Here is a 19,011-nt window from a genome sequence, read left to right on the forward strand (position 1 = left end):
CCCCTTCCCCTTCCTCCCACATCTCCGACTTCACTCACCGAAGGTGCTTCCACCATGTCCTCACCCCTGCGCGGAGTCCTGTCCGCCCTCCTCACCCCCTTCGACGACAACGACTCGGTCGACGAGGCGACTCTGCGACGGGTCGTCGACCGCAACATCGACGGCGGCGTCCACGGCGTCGTGGCCTGCGGCTCGACCGGGGAGTTCACCACGCTCAGCAACGCCGAGCGCCGCCTCGTCGTGGAGACCGTGATCGATCAGACAGCGGGCCGGGTGCCCGTGGTGGCGCAGACAGGCGCCCAGTCGACCAGGGAGGCCATCGAGCTCTCGCGCCACGCGGAACAGGCGGGGGCGTCCGTACTGATGGTGGTGGCGCCGTACTACGAGCCGCTCACGATCGAGGAGACCAAGCGCTACCTCACGACCGTGGCCGAGTCGGTGAGCATTCCGGTCATGCTCTACAACCTCCCGGTCGCCACCGGCGTCAACATGACGCCCGACCTGGTCGCTGAACTCGCCCGCGAGGTCGAGAACATCCAGTACATCAAGGACACCTCCGCCGACGTCGCCCAGGCTGGGCAGCTGATTCACCACCACCGGGACGTCGTCTCGACCTTCGTCGGCTGGGACTCTCTGCTGCTCGCCGCGCTCTCCGAGGGCGCCGCCGGAGTGATGGCCGGAACCGCCAATGTCATAGCGGCCCAACTGGTCTCGATCCACGCCGCCATGAGCGACGGCGATCTGCACCGGGCGCGTGCCGAGTGGGAGCAGGTCTACCCGCTGGTCGACGCGATCATGGCGGCGCCCTTCGCCCCCGCGGTCAAGACGGCACTCGCCGCGACGGGCTTCGCGATCGGTGGCTCACGGCTGCCCGTGGCTCCCCTCGATCCCGAGGTGGCCGCGGCCATCTCCAAGCTGGCGGCGCCCCTTTCGCCGTCGACGGTGAGCCTGGCCGCCGCAGCCGTCTGACCTGTTCGCCCGTGCTCACCCGCGCGACTGTCATGGCCGCCCGCGTGCACAGCCCCACAACCACCGAAGGAGTGGACATGTCCACCGAGGACCCGACCATCGGCGTACGGCGTGCGCCGGAGGCCACCAAGTTCGATCCGGCGGACCTGCCGCCGGCCGGGCATGTCATAGACGGCGCCTTTCGCGAGGCCCCGACCGCCGAGCTGCTCGACATCGTCGATCCCGCCTCCGAGGAGGTGATCGCCCGGGTCGCGCTGGGTACCGGGTCGGACGTCGATCTCGCGGTCGCCGCAGCGGTCAAGGCCAAGGCATCCTGGGCGCGTCTCGTGCCCAAGGCGCGCTCGGAGATCCTGCACGCCATCGCCGACCGCCTCGCGGACAACCACGACGTGCTGGTCCGGCTGGAGTCCGCCAACACGGGCAAGCCGATCTCGGTGGCCCGAGACGACGTCGACGGAACCATCGACACGTTCCGGTTCATGGCAGGCGCACTGCGCGCGACCACGAGCATGGCGGCCGGCGACTACGCCGAATCCCATCTCTCGGTGATCCTGCGTGAACCACTCGGTGTCGTAGGCGTCGTCACTCCGTGGAACTACCCGCTCCTGATGGCGGCGTGGAAGATCGCCCCGATCCTGGCCGCGGGCAACACCCTCGTGATCAAGCCCTCGGAGCAGACGCCCCTGACCACACTCAAGTTCGCCGAACTGGTCGCCGACCTGCTCCCCGCGGGTGTGCTCAACGTCGTGACGGGACTCGGTCCCGTCGTCGGTTCCGCCCTTGCCTCGCACGCCGACATCGACATGATCGCGCTCACCGGGTCGGTCGGCAGCGGGCGTGCCGTCGCACGCGCCGCCGCGGAGACTCTCAAGCGGGTTCACCTCGAACTCGGCGGCAAGGCCCCGGTCGTGGTCTTCGAGGACGCGGACCTGGACCTGGTGGCGACCTCGCTGCGCGCCGCCAGTTTCTACAACGGGGGCCAGGAATGCGGTGCCGCCTGCCGCGTACTGGTGCACGAGTCGGTCGCTCGCGAACTCGTCGACCGCCTGGTGGCACAGGTACACGAACTGAAGGTCGGTGAGCCGGGCGCGGGCGACGACATCGAGGTCGGTCCGCTCGTGTCCAAGGCGCACTATGACCGGGTGCTCGCCCACCTCGACCGTGCGTTGACGGAGGGAGCGCGCGCCGCCGTCGGTGGAGGCGCCTTCGACGGTACGGGCTACTTCGTCCAGCCGACCGTGCTCGTCGACGTCCCCGCCGACGCCGCGTGCACCCGGGAGGAGATCTTCGGGCCGGTGGTGACGGTCGAGACGTTCTCCACGGAGGACGAGGCCGTCCTGCGCGCCAACAACGTGCCGCTCGGCCTGTCCGCGTCGGTCTGGACGGGCGACGCCCGTCGCAGCCACGACGTGGCCGCCCGGCTCGACTCCGGCACGGTCTGGGTCAACTCCCACCTCGTACTTGCCAACGAGGTGCCCTGGGGAGGCTTCAAGGGCTCCGGGTACGGGCGCGACCTGTCGATCTACGCGCTCGACGACTACTCGCGTACGAAGCACGTCATGCACTATCACGGCCGCTGATCTTCCGTCGTCACCAGTGCCAGGGTGACCACAGGCCTACCTGAACGCAGAGGCGCCCGGCAGTAATCCGCCGGGCGCCTCTGGGTTCACCGCTACGGGCGCGCATCCGGGACCGCTGAGCCGACGGCAGGGATCTTCCGCTCCTGGCCGCCGACGAGCCTGTGTGTCGCGTTCCCCGGGATCGGCGCCGATGCGCCCTGCCCGCCAGGTGTTGTCCTCGGCCGCCGACAGTGCGACTCAGCCGGCTTTCCGATACCCGTTTCGCTCCGAGATTTCCGCGGCGGCCGACAGCAGTGGTTCGACTATGCCGGGAATCGTGTCGTCGTTGATGCGGAACGCGGGACCGGAGGCCACCAGGGCGGCGGCGACCTGGCCGTCGTGCGCTCGAATCGGCGCCGCGACGGCCGCCAGCCCGATTTCCTGTTCCTCGTCGACTCGGGCGTAACCGTGTTTGCGCACGGTCTCCAACTCGCTCTCCAGGGCGCCCCGGTCGACAATCGTGTGCGGGGTGAGGCGTTCCAGTTCCGCGTCGAGGTAGGTCTGCAGTTCGGCGGGGGGCATGTACGCGAGAAAGACCTTGCCGGCGGAAGTCGGGTGAAGGGGATGGCTCTGCCCGACCCGGTTCACGATGCTGAGTGAGTCCGAGCCGTTCACCTGGTCGATGGAGACAACTGTGCGGCCTTCGTGCACCGCGACGATGACGGTCTCTTTCAGCTCCTCCGCGAGGCGGTTGCACACGGTGCGACTGATCACGGTCAGATCGTGCTGCTTGCCTACTCCATCGGCCAGACGCTGGACGCCGTAGGCCAGCCGGTATCCACCTCGCGTGGAGGCTTGCTCCACCATTCCTCTGGCTTCCAGGGTCGCAATCAGCCGAGACACCGTCGACTTGTGCACGGAGATCTCATTGGCGATCTCCGTGACGCCGACGACACCGCGCTGAGCAAGTACCTGCAGGATCGAGATCGCCCTGTCGACCGAATGGACCGAATTGTCTCGTCCTTGCCTGCGCCCGTCGCTCACATGGGACAAGATACAGAGTCGTCCACTCCCTGAGGAAATCTGTCATATCAAATGAGTCGTTTTGGGGCTTTCTATTCCTTCTGGGGCGAGTGACACCCCGGCGGAACCGGGCACGAACAGGCTGGACTCGGACACTTCGAGTTTGAGCTCGTCATTCAGGAATGTCCGCAACCGTGCCTTGATCTCTTCGGCTTCGTGCCGGGGACCGGTCTCCCGACGGCAGGGCCGGAGCCCATTGCTGGACCCGGCCCCTCAGAACCGCACACTGCCCAAGTAAGGCCGTGGACTTCGCAGTTCAACAGACGTAGACGAAGGGGTGCCTGTGAAGCATCTTCTTCGACGCCGCGAACCAGTTGATCCACTCGCGTGGGCTGTCCGGTTCGTCTACGGCTCCGACGATCAGCGCCTGCCTGCAGAGAGGACAGAGCCCCTGCCGGGCCGCTCAGGCCAAGCTGACCTGGTCCACCGGCGGTGGCGCCTTGCCCGTGCTGCGGCGGGGCGGCGTTGGCGCAGGGTTTCGGGCCGACGCATTCCGCCCGCGCACTTGGGGAGTGCGCGGGCGGATCGTTCACCGACGGTTCGTACCAACGGCTGCCGGGGCGTGGCTACGGCGTGACTGTCAACGCCGTGTGTCCAAGGTCGGACCGGGCGCCGCCGAGGTCTGCTGCAAACCGGAAGAACAACCTGGCGGCATCGGCAGCCCCTGCACTGGTGATCACGGCATTCGCCATGGGAATGGTGGGTCGCGGTTGATCCCAGCGCCCACTGATCGCGGGACGACCAGCGATGCCCAGACGCGGAGGACCACGTGTACGAGGCGGAAGGAGGCGCCGAGCGCCGCTGGAAGAGCGGGATGGCTTACCCGGCCGACTTGCACCTGACGTTGGCGTCAGGTTTTAGCGTGGCTGCTGTTGGCGCTCCGCAGCTCTCTGCGGACATCGCCTCCCTAGGTCAAAGATCTTCGGCGCCTGCTGTGGGCAGGTGCGACTGACAGAGGAGTACTCATGCGCGCAGCCGTTTACCGTTCGCTCGGCGGCCCGGACGTTGTCGAGGTCGCCGAGGTGGACAAGCCTGTTCCGGGCTTGAGCGAGATTCGCATCAAGGTTCAGGCGGCCGCACTCAATCCGGCCGATGCGGCGGCTTGGGGCGGAGTCTTCCCGGCTCCGCCGGAGGGGACCGCCTATGGCCTGGGCTGGGATGTCGCCGGCGTTGTCGACGCTGTCGGCCCGGGTATCCACTGGAGGCCCGGGCAGTCTGTCATCGCGTTCAGTCACGGCTTGCCGCTGGGGCTGAACCGGGGGCAGGCCGAGTACATCGTGGTTCCTTCCCAAGCGATCGCCGCGGCACCCACGGGTGTCGACCCGGTCCACGCCGCCACCATCCCGCTCAACGGGCTGACCGCGGCCCAGTCCGTCGAACTGCTCGGCATCCAGGCGGGCCAGAGCGTGCTCATCACCGGCGCGGAGGGGGCGGTCGGCGGCTACGCGGTGCAGCTGGCCAAGCGCCGGGGCGCTGTGGTCATCGCGAGTGACCTGTCGCCCGACGGAGGGTTCGCGACGAAGGTGGCGGGGGCCGATGTGTACGTGCCCGCGTCGCAGCCGCTGGTCGAGGCAGTCCGCGCGGTGTGCCCCGAAGGGGTCGACGCCGTGCTGGACACGGCCAGGCTGGGGCAGGCCGTCATCGGTGCGGTGGCGGACGGCGGCAGGTTCGTGACCACACGGCTCGACGCCCTGCCTGAGACCGAGCGGGGTATCCGGGTGCTGCTGACGCAGGTCGGCCCGGACGCAGCGATGCTTTCGACGCTGTCAGACCTGGCGGCGGCGGGAGACCTGGCGTTGCGCGTGGCCGAGACCTACCCGCTGCAGGAGGCCTCAAAGGCCTACGCGCGCATGACCAAGGGCGGGTTCCAGGGGCGTGTCGTCCTCACCCTGGACTGAGCGCGACGCCCTCTCGTGCGCTACCGGTTGCATGGGCCGCGGCGAGGCCGTGACTGCAGGCGGGCGAGGTTCCGCGCGCAGCGATCCCATCGAGGCGACGGTGGGTACCGCCTCAGGCGGTGCCGGCGGTAACTCCGCCGCGTACGGGGTGGCTGTGGTGCGGGTGGCTGGGGTCTGTCGCCACCGCGATGATCTCGTCGAGGCGGGCGCGCACTGCTGTGAGGTCGCCGATCTGGCGGTCGATGCGGGCCCGTTCGGTGATGAGGCTGTCGCTGAACCCGACGGGCGGTTCTAGGCCCAATGCCGTGACTCTGTTGGTGATCTTCAGTGGGTGCTGACAGCTGCTCCGGTCGGTGTTTCAGCGGATTTCGGCGAGGACCGTGCGCACGGCGTGGGCGGCGTGCCCGAAGGGGACGCCCGTGATGCTGGTGCGGGATCGTCTCGATGTGCTGTTCGAGGACGAGGAGTTCGCCGACCTCGATGTTCTGTCTTGAAGTGGTCAGAGCCATTCGTTGATCGCGGCGATGTGCAGAACGGCCAGGTAGCGGACGGCGAGATCCTCGTAGCGGGTAGGCACGGGCGCGGTAGCGCTTGAGCCGGTTGATCCCGCGTTCGACGGTGTTGCGGGTCCGATACACGGCCTGGTCGAAGGCCGGTGGCGGCCGCGGTTGTGGCTGGCTCCGGCGGCGTGCCGCACGCGACCGCGCAGGATTGTTCCGGATTGCGTGAAGAGCAGATGGTCGAAGGGCAGCTCGAAACCCCCCAACGGTCCCAGCGAAGCGGCGCAGTAGTAACGCAGGCGACATGAGTCATACGCCCGCCCGTCTTCGAGCTACCGGCCGGACGATCCTCGGTCACGTCAGGAAGCCAGATCAGCCGACACGGACCGGCGCGACACGGCCGCTGCAGGCCACCCCGGGCAGTCGCGGCGCGGTCCAACCCAGCTCACGAACCACTACCTATGCATCTAGTTGCACAGCATCGATTTGCATATTACGGTGCGCTCATGGCTCTGGAGCACGCGATTCTTGTGTCCTTGGCGGAAAAGTCCGCCACGGGATACGACCTGGCACGTCGGTTCGACGCATCGATCGGTTACTTCTGGAAGGCCAGCCACCAGCAGATCTACAAGGTGCTGGGCAGGATGGAGCGCGCCGGCTGGGTCGAGTTCGAGACCGTGGCCCAGGACGGGCGACCCGACAAGAAGGTCTACGTTCTGACATCGGCTGGTCGCGATGAGCTGAGTGTGTGGACATCCAAGGCAACGCCGGTCGAGAACCTGCGCAGCGAGTTCGCGATCAAACTTCGTGCCCTGCCCTTCGGAAACCCGACTGCGATCGTCGAAGATGTCCGCACCCGCCGCCTGGTGCACGAACAACGCCTCGCCTACTACGCCGAGAGCGCCGCGCGCTTCTATCCCGACCCCGACGCCCTGCGCCCGGACCAGATGGGCGCCTGGCTCGTGCTGCGCGGGGGAATGCTGGCCGAGGAGACTGGGCTGGCCTGGTGCGACGAGATTCTGCAGCGGCTGGCGCCCGAGGAGACGGACCGATGAGCTCCGACGCCCCGGACCAGGGCGCTCAGGCGGGCCAGGACCGTAAGAGCGCGATCAGCACGACACGGACCGGCAAGCCCGAGGCCGTTCCACCACCGGTTGTCCGATGCGCGCCTTTCGTACCGCCGTTGAGGCCGGCGACTTCGCCGCGCTGGGCGAGCTGCTCGCCGAGGACGTCGTCTTCCGCAGCCCTGTTGCGTTCAAGCCCTACGAGGGCAGGACGATCGTCGCGGCGATCCTGCGTGGGGTCGGCCGGGTCTTCACCGACTTCCGCTATGTCCGCGAGCTCGAGGACTTGGACGGCCACGGCGGGCGCTGCTCTTCGAGGCGTCTGTGGACGGGACGAGCGTGAACGGCATCGACCTGATCCGCACGAACGACGCCGGACTGATCAGCGAGTTCACCGTCAAGGTGCGGCCTCTGTCGGCGGCGACCGCCCTCGCCGCAGCCATGGGCGCCCAGTTTTCTCAGATCCAGGCCGAAGTGATCGCCGGCCTCCACTGCACGACACCCGCCCGAGAGTGAGCACCGTGAACCCGTACCCGTACCCGCACTTGCTGGAACCCCTCGACCTGGGCCACACGACGCTGCGCAACCGTGTCGTCATGGGGTCGATGCACACCGGCATGGAGGACCGCGCCAGGCATCTGCCCGAGCTCGCGGCCTACTTCGCCGAGCGCGCGAAGGGTGGCGTCGCCCTGGCGGTGACCGGTGGCTATGCACCGAACTGGCACGGCTGGCTGCTCCCGTTCGGAGCGCAGATGACGTCGAGGCGGTCCGCCGACAAGCACCGCATCGTGACCGACGCGGTGCACGAGCACGACGGCAAGATCGTGATGCAGATCCTCCACGCTGGGCGTTACGCCTACCATCCGTTCAAGCGGGCGGCGTCGGACATCAAATCGCCCATCACTCCGTTCCGAGCCCCCAAGGCGATGTCGACCAGGGAAGTCGACCGGACCATCGACGACTTCGCCGCCTCGGCGGTCCTCGCCCGCCGCGCGGGCTACGACGGCGTCGAGATCATGGGGTCCGAGGGCTACCTGATCAATCAGATGCTGACCGCGCGCACCAACAACCGCACGGACCGCTGGGGCGGCGGCGCCACCAACCGGATGCGCTTCCCGGTCGAGATCGTCGAGCGAGTCCGCGAGGCTGTCGGCGACGACTTCATCGTGATGTACCGGATGAGCCTGCTCGACCTGGTCGACGACGCGCAGAACTGGGAAGAGACCGTCGAGCTGGCCCACAGAATCGAGGCCGCCGGCGTCTCGCTCATCAACACCGGCATCGGCTGGCACGAGGCCCGGATACCCACGATCGTGACGTCCGTGCCCCGCGCGGCGTTCGCGTGGGTCACGGCCAGACTCAAGGCCGAGGTCACGGTTCCTGTCGTCGCATCCAACCGGATCAACACTCCCGAGGTCGCCGAGAAGATCATCGCCTTGGGCCAGGCCGACATGGTCTCGATGGCCCGGCCGCTGCTGGCCGACCCGTTCTTCGTCCAGAAGGCAGGCCATGGGCATGCCGACCAGATCAACACCTGCATTGCCTGCAACCAAGCGTGTCTCGACCACGGCTTCGTCAACAAGCGCGTGAGCTGTCTGGTCAACCCCCGCGCGGGTCACGAGACCACGCTGGTCCTGTCGCCGACGCGGGCCATCAAGCGGGTCGCGGTCGTCGGCGCAGGCCCAGCCGGTCTCGCCGCCGCGACCGAGTTGTCCGGGCGCGGCCACACCGTCGAGCTCTTCGAAGCGCGCGATGAGATCGGCGGACAGTTCAGACTCGCCATGGAAATACCCGGCAAGGAGGAGTTCCGCGAGACGATTCGCTACTTCTCGCGCCAGCTGGAGATCAGCGGGGTGAAAGTCCACCTCGGCGTCCGCGCGAGCGTCGACGACCTGACCGGCTTCGACGAGATTGTCGTCGCGACGGGCGTCGAGCCGCGCGTGCCGACCATCCCAGGCGTCGACCACCCATCGGTCGTCGGCTACCAGGACGTCCTTCGTGGCACCGCCACCGTCGGGGAACGGGTCGCGGTGCTGGGTGCGGGCGGCATCGGCTTCGACGTGTCCGAGTTCCTGCTGCACGACGTCGGCGAGTCGGTGCAGCACTGGAACCAGCGCTGGGGAGTGACAGACCCGTCCCTGGAGCGCGGTGGCCTGACAGCGAAGGTCAAGGCGCCGCCCCGCCGGCAGGTCACACTGCTCCAGCGCAAGACGACCGAGCTCGGCAAGGGTTTGGGCAAGACGACCGGCTGGGTCCACCGCCAGACACTCAAGGACTCCGGCGTCGAGATGGTCAAGGGTGTGACCTACGACCGGATCGGCGACGACGGCCTGCACATCACGGTCGCCGTCGGCGACGACACCACCGAGTCACGGGTACTCGACGTCGACACGATCATCCTGTGCACGGGCCAGGAGTCGGTCCGCGACCTGATCGAACCGCTTCAAGCGCTGGGCCGCCCGGCCCACGTCATCGGCGGCGCCGACATCGCCACCGAGCTCGACGCCAAGCGAGCCATCCGCCAGGCCACCGAGCTCGCCGCCCGGCTCTGACCCGGCCCGCGCTTCACCACGGCCCCTGAACAAACCTCCCCAACGGTGCGGCGCTGCGCCGAACCGCCCCTGTCCACGCGTCGAGAACGGTGAGAACCGCCATGAGCTACAACCCACCGATCAATGAGTACGAGTTCTTCCTGCGCCACGTCATGAACGGCGCCGAGCACCTGGCGGACGTGACCGACGGCGAATACGACATCGACGACGTCGTGGCCATTCTGCGGCCGGCCGCCGAACTGGCCGCCGAGGTCCTGCAGGACACCAACGTCTCCGGCGACCGGGTCGCAGCGCGCATCGAGAACGGGCAGGTCATCACCGCACCCGGCATGCGCGAGGCCTACGCGAAGTTCACCGGGGCGGGCTGGAGCAGCGTAGGTGCACCGGTCCAGGCCGGTGGCGCTCCCCGAATCGTCTCGGCAGCTCTCACCGAACTGTGGAGCGCTGCGAACCCTGCATTCGCCATGTGCAGCGGACTGACCCAAGGCGCCGTCGCCGCGATCTCCTGGTCCGGCACACCCGACCAGAAATCCGTCTACCTCGAGCCGATGGTCGAAGGCCGCTGGACCGGCACGATGAACCTGACGGAGCCGCAGGCCGGTACGGACCTCGCCGCGATCCGCACCCTCGCTCGACCGCAGGACGATCAGACATGGCGTGTGAGCGGTCAGAAGATCTACATCTCCTGGGGCGACCACGACCTGACCGAGAACATCGTGCACCTCGTGCTCGCTCGAACGCCGGACGCACCGGCAGGGCTACGGGGACTGTCACTGTTCATCGTCCCCAAATTTCTTCCCGACGCCGATGGCAGCCCGGGCCACGCGAACGGGGTCACCCCCATCGCACTCGAGCACAAGATGGGCATCAAAGGCAGCCCGACCTGCGTCCTGCAGTACGAGGACGCAACCGGCTTTCTCCTGGGGGAGCTGAACCAGGGGCTCCCGGCAATGTTCGTGATGATGAACCTCAGCCGCCTCGGCGCCGGCATCTGGGCCCTCGGCATCGCCGACCGCGCCCACCAGGCGGCTCAGCACTACGCCCACCATCGTGTCCAGGGCAGGGTCCTGGACGAGCCCGAAGGCACCCCCATCGCCCGCCACCCCGACGTAGCGCGCCTGTTGTCCTCGTCGGCCGGCATCATCACCGCCATGCGTGGACTGATGTTGCAGACCAGCATCTACCTCGACCGAGCATTCGCCGGCGACGCCGAGAGCTTCGAGCTCACCGACTTCCTCACCCCCGTCGTGAAGGGCTGGATAACTGAGGAAGCCATCGGGGTCACCTCCGACGCCGTCCAGGTTCATGGCGGCGCCGGCTTCATCGAGGACACCGGCGTCGCCCAGTACTACCGCGACGTCCGCATCGCTGCAATCTACGAAGGCACCACCGCGATCCAGGCCAACGACTTCCTCGGCCGCAAGATTCTCCGAGACCGAGCCGGCACCGCCTCCCGCGTGCTCGACATGATCGAGACCGATGTCCGACATCTGGCCGAAGCCGAGCACCCGGTAGCCGTCGCGACGGCCGAGCGAATGACGCGGTCCCTCGCCTCGATTCGAGACGTCACCGTCCTTCTGCTGGACCACGCAGCCGAGGGCCGCCGACGTGACGCCTACGCCGGCGGCGTCCCCTATCTCAAGATGTGGGGCCTGGTCCTCGGAGGCTGGATCCACGTCCGAACGCTCCAGGCCGTCCTCGACACCCGCGACGGCACCTCCGACCAGAGCCACCGCCGGATATCCGAAGCCAACGCCTACGGCGCGCACCACCTCAGCCGCGTCGCGGCGCACGCGCAGTCCGCGAGCGCAGGAGAAACCTGCTAGTCAGTACTACAGTCGCATAGTGTGATCTTGGTCGATGGTGTGGTGACGTGAGACGGCCACCGTGATCAACTTCGAGGTGTGTGGGGACTCGAAGCGAAACGGTGGCCGCGTTGCCGATCTTGATGGTGCCCCTTGCCGTGGTGTAGCCGATCAGCTGGTGGGCTTGTTCGTGGTGTTGGGGAGTGCGGGGGCGCTTTCGGGTAGCTCGGGGTAGAGCTTGTCCATGCTGCCTTCGGGGAGATAGCGGCGGGGGAAGGCGATCCCTGGGCATGGGTGAGGAGCCGCGCACCGGCTGCGCGCAGGGTGACGCACGAAGCGTGGGGTGCGGCTCGACTGCCTTGGCCGTCAGTTGGTCGAAGCTCGCGCGGAGCAGGGCATCGAGCAGCGCCTCGCGGGTCGGGAAGTGCCGCAGCAGCGTCGCGAGCCCGACGTCGGTCCTCGGTCCTGCGCGCGTGTCGCGCAGGGGTGAGGCGCAGGACGGTCTCGCCGACGATGAGGCCGACGGGCGGGTGGGCGAGGGTGGTCTTCGTGACCCGGGGTGAGGTGTGCTCGTAGTGGATGGTGCCTTGCTCGCTCCTCGGGCGGATGGGTTGCCGAGCAGGTCCGGCAGTCCCGCTGCCGGCCGCTGCCCCCTTGCCCGTCACTCCTGGTAGTGCGGGAGGATCTCGCCGTTCTTGACGTAGGTGAGGGCGGCGGTGACGTCGTAGGCGTGGATCGCGGAGACCAGCGGTGCCAGCTGCTTGGACAGGTCCTGGATCACGTTGCCGGTGAAGAAGGCGTCGCGTGCTGCGGTGTCGGCGAACCCGAGGATGACGGAGGCGTGGAAGCGCTGGTCTTGGGGGTTGTCGTGGGAGACGTTCGGGGTGTCCCAGAGCTTTTTGTTCCAGGGCAGGAACGTCTGTGTGCGCAGTTCCTTCAGCACTCCGGTGCCGGCGAGTGCGGGAACGAGCTGCTTCTTGACGAACTTCCGCAACTCACCGGCGCCGGCCCCGTCTCTGCGGCGCAGGTAGACCAGGACGCGGGCACCGACCTTTTCTTCCGGGCCTGCGACGTCGTACCAGCGGGACGAGTTCGGCGGGCCGGCGTAGAGCAGGGTGCGGCGGAACACGTTGATCTCGTCCTTGTAGGCCAGCTTCGTCTGCTTGCGCCCTTGCAGGGGCGCGAGAGCCGATTGGAAGGTGACTTCCGCGACGCCGTCGATCTTCCGGTCGGCGGGGATCGAGGTCTCCACTCCGTCGGTCGCCGGCCACCGGCCCGGGTTGTGCTCGGCGAGGTGGATCTGGCGGTACTCCTCCAGGCCCGGGGTGGCGGAGATGATCCCCGAGTGCGGCCCCTTCCAGTGGTCCATGCCGGTCTGCCGGGGCTGGTCGGTGCGCACCCACAACAGGATCGAGGAGGTCAAGTGCTTCGTCACGCCCAGTTCCGCGGCGGTTGATGGCATGTTCATGGTTTCCCGTTCTCTTCCTGGTCGGCGGTGGTCATCGTGCGAGGAACTCGACCGCGACCGGGGCGAACTCCTCGTAGTACTGGAAGATGCCGCCGTGACCCGAGTCGGGGTAGATGATCAGTTCGCTGTCCTTGATGCGCCGGTGCATGTCCTCGGAGAGGTTCGAGGGGACCATGCGGTCGTTGTCGCCGTTGGCGATCAGGGTGGGATGAGTGATCTTCGACAGGTCGTCGGGGGTGGAACGCCCCCACTTCTGGATCGCCTTCAGCTGCGTCTGGAACGCCTTGGTCTTGATCTTCGCGTCGCGGTCGACGGTGCGCTCCTTGAGCCGGTTGACGAACGCGCGTGCGGCGGCCTTGCCGGCGGGGTCGCGGTTGAAGAACAGGAACTCCTTGGGGTCCGACCGGGTCAAGGTGGCGCGCAGGATGTCCCAGTAGGTGGTGGCGACGACCTTGTCGATGTCCTTGCCGCCCTTGGGCCCGGTGCCGGTGAGGACGAGTTTGCGGACGAGTTCGGGGTGCTTGACCACCAGGGCCTGGGCGACGAAGCCGCCGAGGGAGAAGGAGAAGATGTCGATCTTGTCGTACCCGAGCGCCGAGATGAACGCGTAGGCGTCGTCGGCCATGGCCTCGATGCTGTCCGGCACCTGGCCGGTGGAGGCTCCGACACCGCGGTTGTCGAAGGTGATGACGTGGCGGCCCTTGGCGACGGGGTCGACGATGCGCGGGTCCCAGTTGTCCAGCGTCGCGGCGAGGTGGACGAAGAAGACGACGGGGATGCCGCCCTTGGGTCCCAGCTCGCGGTACACGTAGGTGACGCCGCCGGCGCTGACGGTGCGGGCCGGGGCCTTCGCGTAGGAGGTGACGACGGGTTCGTTCGGGGTGACGTTGGTGCTCATGACGGCTTCTCCTTGCTTGTTCTGTGCCGGTGCGGTTCGGGCCGCCATGGGACAGGGACTGCATCGCCTTCGGGGTCTGGCCGAACCGGACGCCCTTCCCGCGACCGGGCGCACCGTGCCTTGGTCGACGCTGAGGCTGCGACGGCCAAGGGCGTCAGCGGGTTGAAGCCGGCCTCGCGGCGGACGCGGAGTTGCAGGACCGGCGATCCCGATGGCGTTACCGCCGGGCTTGAGCACCCGCAGGCAGGTACGTCTCCAGGCTCTCCCCGCCGAGGCGGTCCGGCATCAGGGCGTAGCCATTTAGGTGACGCTCGAAGTTCTGGGCTCGATGGTCGATCGGTGGCGCGCAGCACTCGGCCGGTTCGGCGCGGTAAATTGCCTGCCGCGCGATGACTATACATTTCGTATAGCGATTGCTAACGTCCGTTTCATGACGAAGCCGTCTCCGCGCGGTGAACGTGTGCCCGTGATACGAGCGGCGTTCCGGCGGTGAGTGCGAAGTCCCGCCACCCGGCTCCCGATCCGGATCTGCCGCACTGCCAGCGGACGGACACCTCATGACTGAAGACCCCCATGACTGAAGACCCCCATGACTGAAGACGAGGCATTCGCATGACTGCATACGAACTCGGTGGCAAGGTCGTCCTCATCACCGGCGGCACCGGTGGGCTCGGCAGTGCGACCGCTCGGGCTCTCCTCTCCCGCGGCGCGCGGGTCGGCATCGTGGACCTGCACCCGGACACGCCGGACATCGCAGCACGCCTCTCGCCCTCCGACGCCGTCGGCTTCACCGCGGACGTCTGCGACCGCGACGCGCTCGACGCCGCCGTGGCCCACATATGCGAGCGGTTCGGGCGAGTCGACGTCGTGATCGCGAACGCCGGCATCATGGGGCGCGGCTCCACACTTCGCACCATGCCCGCACCGGCGATCGACAAAGTGCTGGCCGTGAACGTCAACGGGGCCATCAACACCGTGAACGCGGCGATGAAGCAGATCGTCGCCAACCAGGGTCAGGTCGTCCTCATCAGCTCGATGTTCGCCTTCCTCAACGGGGCGGCGGCGATTCCCTACGCCATGAGCAAGGCCGCGGTCGAGCAGCTCGGACGCGGACTCCGAGTGGAACTCGCGCAGCACGGCGCTTCCGCCACCACCGCCTATTTCGCGCTGATCCAGACGGACATGATCAGAAACGGCGTCGACGAGGACCCGGCGATCAGCGAACTCCTGGCCCGGACAACGCCGCGACCGCTGCTCAAGCGACTTGAGCCGGACGAGGCCGCTCATGCCATCGTGTCTGCCATCGAGCACCGTTCTCCCCGTGTGCTCCGGCCGGTTCGCTGGACGCCGCTGTCCGTCCTGCGGGGGGTCATCAATCCGGTGATCGACAGGCGTCTGACACGTGATCCCCAAGTGCGCGCGCTGCTCGGCAAGCTCGAAGGACGTCTGGTCCGGTAGCGGCGGACGTGCGAGAGCAGGGCCGAACAGAGCGCCCCGTCCGACGCGTTGGGCCGCCGGGACCTGTCAGGACCGGTCAGTAGAGTGGAACGTATGACAACGGCGCGCAGATACGGGCAGGCGTGTCCACTCGCCACGGCGATGGACGTACTGGGCGAGCGGTGGACCGTACTCATCCTCCGCGAACTGTTGCTGGGCCCGAAGCGGTTCACCGAGATCCTCGGCCGTATGCCGTCGATCGGACCGAATCGCCTCACCGACCGGCTTCGCACCCTGCACTCGGTCGGCGTCGTCTCCAAGACCGAGCCGGCGCAGGAGTACGTCCTGACCGACTTCGGCGAAGAGCTGAGGGTCCCGGTCCTCTCACTCGGGCTGTGGGGCCTGGGCCTGATGAGCGACGGTGTCGAGCCGTCGGCCGCCCGCACGGACATGGTGGCGCTGTGCATGACCGTGGCGGTCGCCCCCGGTCGGCTGGACGGTCTTGCTCTCGAGTGCGACGTCGATGCCGGCGAACGGTTCTCCCTGACCGTCGGAGCCGGGCGGCTCCGGGTCCGATCCGGACCGTCACCGGCGTCGTCGCCCACCACTGTGGCCTGTGACGCGGGGACGTTCATCGCGCTGTCGCTCGGGCATGAGGAGCCGGCCGCCGCGACCGAGGCCGGCCGCCTCACGGTGGACGGCGACGCCGAGGCGGTCAGTCGTCTCGTCGAGGCCTTCGCCGAGGCGGCCCGCCGGCATACCTCGGTTCAGCCGGCCCCTTCGACCGCCTGATAGCTCAGTTCGGCGGCGGACTGGGCGGAATCTCAGGCACCGCGCTTGCGGCGGAAGGACGTCTTGCCGTTGCGCCGCACCATCGAGACGGCGGTGGCCAGGCGCCCGCGGCGCAGGTCGGGTTCGAGGCCCGCGCCCAGCCGGTGCAGTTGGTCGGTGTGCCAGCTGAGGTCGAGGACACCGTCGAGCGCCTTGACGTCGGTGACCTTGCCGAGCACCTGGCGCATCCCGGCGCGCACCTGGTGGGCGACGACGGTGTCGGCGCGACCCGCGAGGATCACGTCCGCGGCGTCGGGTGTCGTGGCGGTCGGCCGGCCCATACCGACCACGTCGCACTCGCCCGTGGCGACGGCGTCCTCCATCGCGGTGCGGGAGCGGAAGCCGCCTGTGACCGCCAAGGGGACATCGCCCACCAGAGTGCGCACCGTGCGGGCGTACTCCAGGAAGTAGGCCTCGCGGGCGCGTGTCGACGCCGCGGCGGTGCCCATCATGGCCGGTGACTCGTAGCTGCCGCCGCTGACCTCGATCAGGTCGAGTCCTTCCTGCGCCAGGGCCGCGACAACCGAGCGGGACTCCTCCTCGGTGAATCCACCGCGCTGGAAGTCGGCCGAGTTGAGCTTGACGGCGACGGCGAAACCGGGGGACACCCGTGACCGTATGCGGCGCACGACCTCGAGGACGAAACGCATCCGGCGCTCGGGGTCACCGCCCCACTCGTCCTCGCGCCGGTTCGACAGCGGGGAGAGGAACTGGTTGACCAGGTATCCGTGGGCTCCGTGTACCTGCACACCGGCGAAGCCGGCCCTCTCGCACACCGCCGCCGCGGTCGCGAACCGCTCGATGATGTCCTCGATCTCCGCGGACGTCAGCTCGCGGGGCTTGGTGGCACCGGGCAGGTTGAGCGTGATCGGGCTGGGTGCGACCGGGGTGTGCCCGAGCGCGAGCATGTTGGCCTGACGGCCGGGATGGTTGAGCTGTACCCAGGTCGGGATGCCGGCGTCCTTGGTCGCCGAGGCCCAGCGGGTGAGCGCGTCGAGGTCGCGGTCGTCCTCGATGACGACGTTGCCCAGTTCGCCGAGCTGGGTGCGGTCGACCATGACGTTGCCGGTGATGATCAGCCCGTACCCGCCCCGGCTCCAGGTCCGGTAGAGCTGTTCGAGGCGATGGTCCGGGGCGTTGTGCTTGTCGGCGAGCGCTTCACTCAGCGCGGACTTCATGATCCGGTTGGGTAGCACCTGGCCGTTGGGCAGGTCCAGGTGGTCGTGCAGGGAGGTCATGCGTGGATTTCCTTCGGTCGGGAGGGGCACGTTCGTACGGGGGAGGGGCAACGCGGGCTGTAGGTCCCGCTCCCGGCGTTCCTGGGCAGCCTCGGGGTCAGGCGAGTTCACGCTTGAGGATCTTGCCGGTGGACGTCATGGGCAGAGCGTCGACGAACTGGATGACGCGCGGGTACTTGTACGCGGCGAGCCGCTCCTTCGCCCAGGCGGCGAGCTCCTCCTCGGTTATGTCACTCCCGGCCTTCCTCACCACGACGGCCTTGATCTCCTCGCCGTGGGATTCGTGCGGTACGCCGATGACGGCGACGAGCGAGACGGCGGGGTGCTCCATGAGCACTTCCTCGATCTCGCGCGGGTAGACGTTGAAGCCGCCGCGGATGATCATGTCCTTGGACCGGTCGACGATGTAGTAGAAGCCGTCCTCGTCCTTGCGGGCGAGGTCGCCGGAGCGGAACCAGCCGTCCCTGATCGCCTCGGCCGTCGCGTCGGGCCGTTTGTAGTAGCCCTTCATGACGTTGTGCCCCTTGATCGCGATCTCCCCGATCTCGTCGGGGCCGCCCTCGATCCCGGACCAGTCGTCGCGGATCAGCTTCATCTCCACGCCCGGGATCGGCACGCCGATCGACCCGACGCGGAGCTCCGCTCCGAACCGGGAGAAGGAGGCGATCGGAGAGGTCTCGGACAGTCCGTATCCCTCGAGGATCGTGACGCCGAAGCGGTCCTTGAACTGTTTGTGGATCTCGGCGGGCAGTGCTGAGCCGCCGGCCACCGCGATGCGCAGATTCGCGGCCAGGCGGGCGACGTCGACGGTGTCGTCGAGGGCGGCGAGAAGGCCCCAGTACATCGTCGGGACGCCGGCGAAGAACGTCACGTCGTGGTCGAGCATGAGACGCAGGGCTGCCCGCGCCTCGAATCTCGGCTGCAGCACGATCGTGCCGCCGAAGGCGAAGGCGCCGTTCTGGATGACGGTCTGGCCGAAGGCGTGGAACAGCGGCAACGTGCACAGGTAGGTGTCAGGGTGCTCGGGATCGGAGGAGAACAGGTCGGTGCCGGTGAGCGCGTTGTCGTACACGTTGCGGTGCCGCAGCTCCGCGCCCTTGGGCCGGCCGGTCGTGCCGGAGGTGTAGAGGACCACCGCGGTGTCGTCCTCGTCGCGCTCGACCGTCCGGAACGTCACCGGCTGCTCGGCCACGGCCGCGGCGTACGACTCCGGCGTCCCGTCCCCGGCCCACGGCGCGCCACCGGCCCCGATCAGGAAGAACTCGCCGCAGCCCTCGGTGGCCTGGAACCCCTCCCACGCGGTCTGCCCGATCGGCAGCTCCGCCGTGCCCTCGAACGCGAAGTACGCCTTCGCGTCGGAGTCGGTGAGGTGGTAGGCGACCTCGCGGGCCTTCAGCAGCACGTTCAGCGGCACGACCGCCGCCCCGGCCTTGAGGATGCCGAAGTAGACGCTGGAGAAGTGGGGCAGGTTGGGGCAGGACAACGCGACCTTGTCCCCGGGCCGGATGCCCCGTGAGACGAGCAGGTTCGCGACCCGGTTGGCCGCGGCATCGAGAGATCTGTAGCTGATGCGGTCGTCACCGAAGACGATCGCGGTCCGCTCCGGGTACCGGGACACGGAATCTGTCAGCAGTCGTGACGCGTTGCGGCTCGTGTGGTGCATCGTGGGCTCCTTGCTTCTCAGGGGCGTCGGGGGCTGGGCGAGGTCG

The 19,011-nt window shown here is 68.1% G+C and carries 14 protein-coding genes and 1 pseudogene; 9 read left to right on the forward strand and 6 right to left on the reverse strand.

The genetic code is table 11. The features are described 5' to 3' along the window. Positions 1 to 54 precede the first annotated feature (54 nt). Positions 55 to 969: a 4-hydroxy-tetrahydrodipicolinate synthase gene (dapA, locus tag ACH4TV_RS21625; RefSeq protein WP_398400394.1), complete on the forward strand. Its 915-nt coding sequence runs from the start codon at positions 55 to 57 to the stop codon at positions 967 to 969. A 77-nt stretch (positions 970 to 1,046) separates the two neighbouring features. Then, positions 1,047 to 2,549 (forward strand): aldehyde dehydrogenase family protein, encoded by a 1,503-nt coding sequence (locus tag ACH4TV_RS21630; protein ID WP_398400396.1) that lies wholly within the window; start codon positions 1,047 to 1,049, stop codon positions 2,547 to 2,549. Positions 2,550 to 2,786: 237 nt separating this feature from the next. Here ACH4TV_RS21630 and ACH4TV_RS21635 read toward each other — a convergent pair whose 3' ends face one another. Beyond that, positions 2,787 to 3,572, reverse strand: a complete 786-nt coding sequence (locus ACH4TV_RS21635) for an IclR family transcriptional regulator (protein ID WP_398400398.1) — start codon at positions 3,570 to 3,572, stop codon at positions 2,787 to 2,789. A gap of 1,004 nt (positions 3,573 to 4,576) precedes the next feature. On the opposite strand from ACH4TV_RS21635, the gene ACH4TV_RS21640 reads away from it, so the two are divergent. Next, positions 4,577 to 5,509 carry an NADP-dependent oxidoreductase gene (locus ACH4TV_RS21640; protein ID WP_398400400.1) on the forward strand — a complete coding sequence of 311 codons (933 nt, stop codon included), beginning with the start codon at positions 4,577 to 4,579 and terminating at the stop codon, positions 5,507 to 5,509. A gap of 112 nt (positions 5,510 to 5,621) precedes the next feature. Here ACH4TV_RS21640 and ACH4TV_RS21645 read toward each other — a convergent pair whose 3' ends face one another. Beyond that, positions 5,622 to 5,810, reverse strand: a complete 189-nt coding sequence (locus ACH4TV_RS21645; RefSeq protein WP_398400402.1) for a hypothetical protein — start codon at positions 5,808 to 5,810, stop codon at positions 5,622 to 5,624. Between the two features lie 705 nt (positions 5,811 to 6,515). Here ACH4TV_RS21645 and ACH4TV_RS21650 point away from each other — a divergent pair. The 4 genes and pseudogenes from ACH4TV_RS21650 to ACH4TV_RS21665 all read left to right on the forward strand — a co-directional run bounded on the left by ACH4TV_RS21650 (position 6,516) and on the right by ACH4TV_RS21665 (position 11,451). After that, positions 6,516 to 7,064: a PadR family transcriptional regulator gene (locus tag ACH4TV_RS21650; protein ID WP_398400404.1), complete on the forward strand. Its 549-nt coding sequence runs from the start codon at positions 6,516 to 6,518 to the stop codon at positions 7,062 to 7,064. A gap of 106 nt (positions 7,065 to 7,170) precedes the next feature. After that, positions 7,171 to 7,589: pseudogene (locus ACH4TV_RS21655) on the forward strand (nuclear transport factor 2 family protein). 5 nt (positions 7,590 to 7,594) lie between these two features. After that, positions 7,595 to 9,625, forward strand: coding sequence for an FAD-dependent oxidoreductase (locus ACH4TV_RS21660; RefSeq protein WP_398400406.1), 2,031 nt, complete (start codon positions 7,595 to 7,597; stop codon positions 9,623 to 9,625). Between the two features lie 101 nt (positions 9,626 to 9,726). Continuing rightward, positions 9,727 to 11,451 carry an acyl-CoA dehydrogenase gene (locus ACH4TV_RS21665; protein WP_398400408.1) on the forward strand — a complete coding sequence of 575 codons (1,725 nt, stop codon included), beginning with the start codon at positions 9,727 to 9,729 and terminating at the stop codon, positions 11,449 to 11,451. 640 nt (positions 11,452 to 12,091) lie between these two features. Here ACH4TV_RS21665 and ACH4TV_RS21670 read toward each other — a convergent pair. Beyond that, the gene (locus ACH4TV_RS21670; RefSeq protein WP_398400410.1) at positions 12,092 to 12,898 is read right to left on the reverse strand and encodes a strictosidine synthase; all 807 of its coding nucleotides are present in this window, start codon (positions 12,896 to 12,898) and stop codon (positions 12,092 to 12,094) included. 31 nt (positions 12,899 to 12,929) lie between these two features. Further along, a complete protein-coding gene (locus tag ACH4TV_RS21675) occupies positions 12,930 to 13,796 on the reverse strand; it encodes an alpha/beta fold hydrolase (protein ID WP_398400412.1) in 867 nt (288 codons plus the stop codon). 612 nt (positions 13,797 to 14,408) lie between these two features. Here ACH4TV_RS21675 and ACH4TV_RS21680 point away from each other — a divergent pair. Next, entirely contained in the window at positions 14,409 to 15,254 is an 846-nt protein-coding gene (locus tag ACH4TV_RS21680; protein ID WP_398400414.1) for an SDR family NAD(P)-dependent oxidoreductase, read from the forward strand. Between the two features lie 93 nt (positions 15,255 to 15,347). Beyond that, positions 15,348 to 16,025 carry a winged helix-turn-helix transcriptional regulator gene (locus tag ACH4TV_RS21685; RefSeq protein WP_398400416.1) on the forward strand — a complete coding sequence of 226 codons (678 nt, stop codon included), beginning with the start codon at positions 15,348 to 15,350 and terminating at the stop codon, positions 16,023 to 16,025. A gap of 32 nt (positions 16,026 to 16,057) precedes the next feature. Here ACH4TV_RS21685 and ACH4TV_RS21690 read toward each other — a convergent pair whose 3' ends face one another. Together ACH4TV_RS21690 and ACH4TV_RS21695 are read right to left on the reverse strand one after the other, a co-directional pair. Next, positions 16,058 to 17,302, reverse strand: a complete 1,245-nt coding sequence (locus ACH4TV_RS21690) for an NADH:flavin oxidoreductase/NADH oxidase family protein (protein WP_398400418.1) — start codon at positions 17,300 to 17,302, stop codon at positions 16,058 to 16,060. Between the two features lie 97 nt (positions 17,303 to 17,399). After that, complete coding sequence (locus ACH4TV_RS21695; protein ID WP_398400420.1) at positions 17,400 to 18,965, reverse strand: long-chain fatty acid--CoA ligase; 1,566 nt, start codon at positions 18,963 to 18,965, stop codon at positions 17,400 to 17,402. Positions 18,966 to 19,011: the final 46 nt, after the last annotated feature.

Origin of the sequence: Streptomyces sp. NPDC020898 (assembly GCF_044333925.1) — a bacterium.
In the GTDB taxonomy this organism is placed as follows: domain Bacteria; phylum Actinomycetota; class Actinomycetes; order Streptomycetales; family Streptomycetaceae; genus Streptomyces.

What these genes read in the sequence shown, in the direction of transcription:
- dapA (WP_398400394.1), top strand. Translation starts at nt 55, where the DNA reads ATGTCCTCACCCCTGCGCGGAGTCCTGTCCGCCCTCCTCACCCCCTTC.
- ACH4TV_RS21630 (WP_398400396.1), top strand. Translation starts at nt 1,047, where the DNA reads ATGTCCACCGAGGACCCGACCATCGGCGTACGGCGTGCGCCGGAGGCC.
- ACH4TV_RS21640 (WP_398400400.1), top strand. Translation starts at nt 4,577, where the DNA reads ATGCGCGCAGCCGTTTACCGTTCGCTCGGCGGCCCGGACGTTGTCGAG.
- ACH4TV_RS21650 (WP_398400404.1), top strand. Translation starts at nt 6,516, where the DNA reads ATGGCTCTGGAGCACGCGATTCTTGTGTCCTTGGCGGAAAAGTCCGCC.
- ACH4TV_RS21665 (WP_398400408.1), top strand. Translation starts at nt 9,727, where the DNA reads ATGAGCTACAACCCACCGATCAATGAGTACGAGTTCTTCCTGCGCCAC.
- ACH4TV_RS21670 (WP_398400410.1), bottom strand. Translation starts at nt 12,898, where the DNA reads ATGAACATGCCATCAACCGCCGCGGAACTGGGCGTGACGAAGCACTTG.
- ACH4TV_RS21675 (WP_398400412.1), bottom strand. Translation starts at nt 13,796, where the DNA reads ATGAGCACCAACGTCACCCCGAACGAACCCGTCGTCACCTCCTACGCG.
- ACH4TV_RS21680 (WP_398400414.1), top strand. Translation starts at nt 14,409, where the DNA reads ATGACTGCATACGAACTCGGTGGCAAGGTCGTCCTCATCACCGGCGGC.
- ACH4TV_RS21685 (WP_398400416.1), top strand. Translation starts at nt 15,348, where the DNA reads ATGACAACGGCGCGCAGATACGGGCAGGCGTGTCCACTCGCCACGGCG.
- ACH4TV_RS21690 (WP_398400418.1), bottom strand. Translation starts at nt 17,302, where the DNA reads ATGACCTCCCTGCACGACCACCTGGACCTGCCCAACGGCCAGGTGCTA.
- ACH4TV_RS21695 (WP_398400420.1), bottom strand. Translation starts at nt 18,965, where the DNA reads ATGCACCACACGAGCCGCAACGCGTCACGACTGCTGACAGATTCCGTG.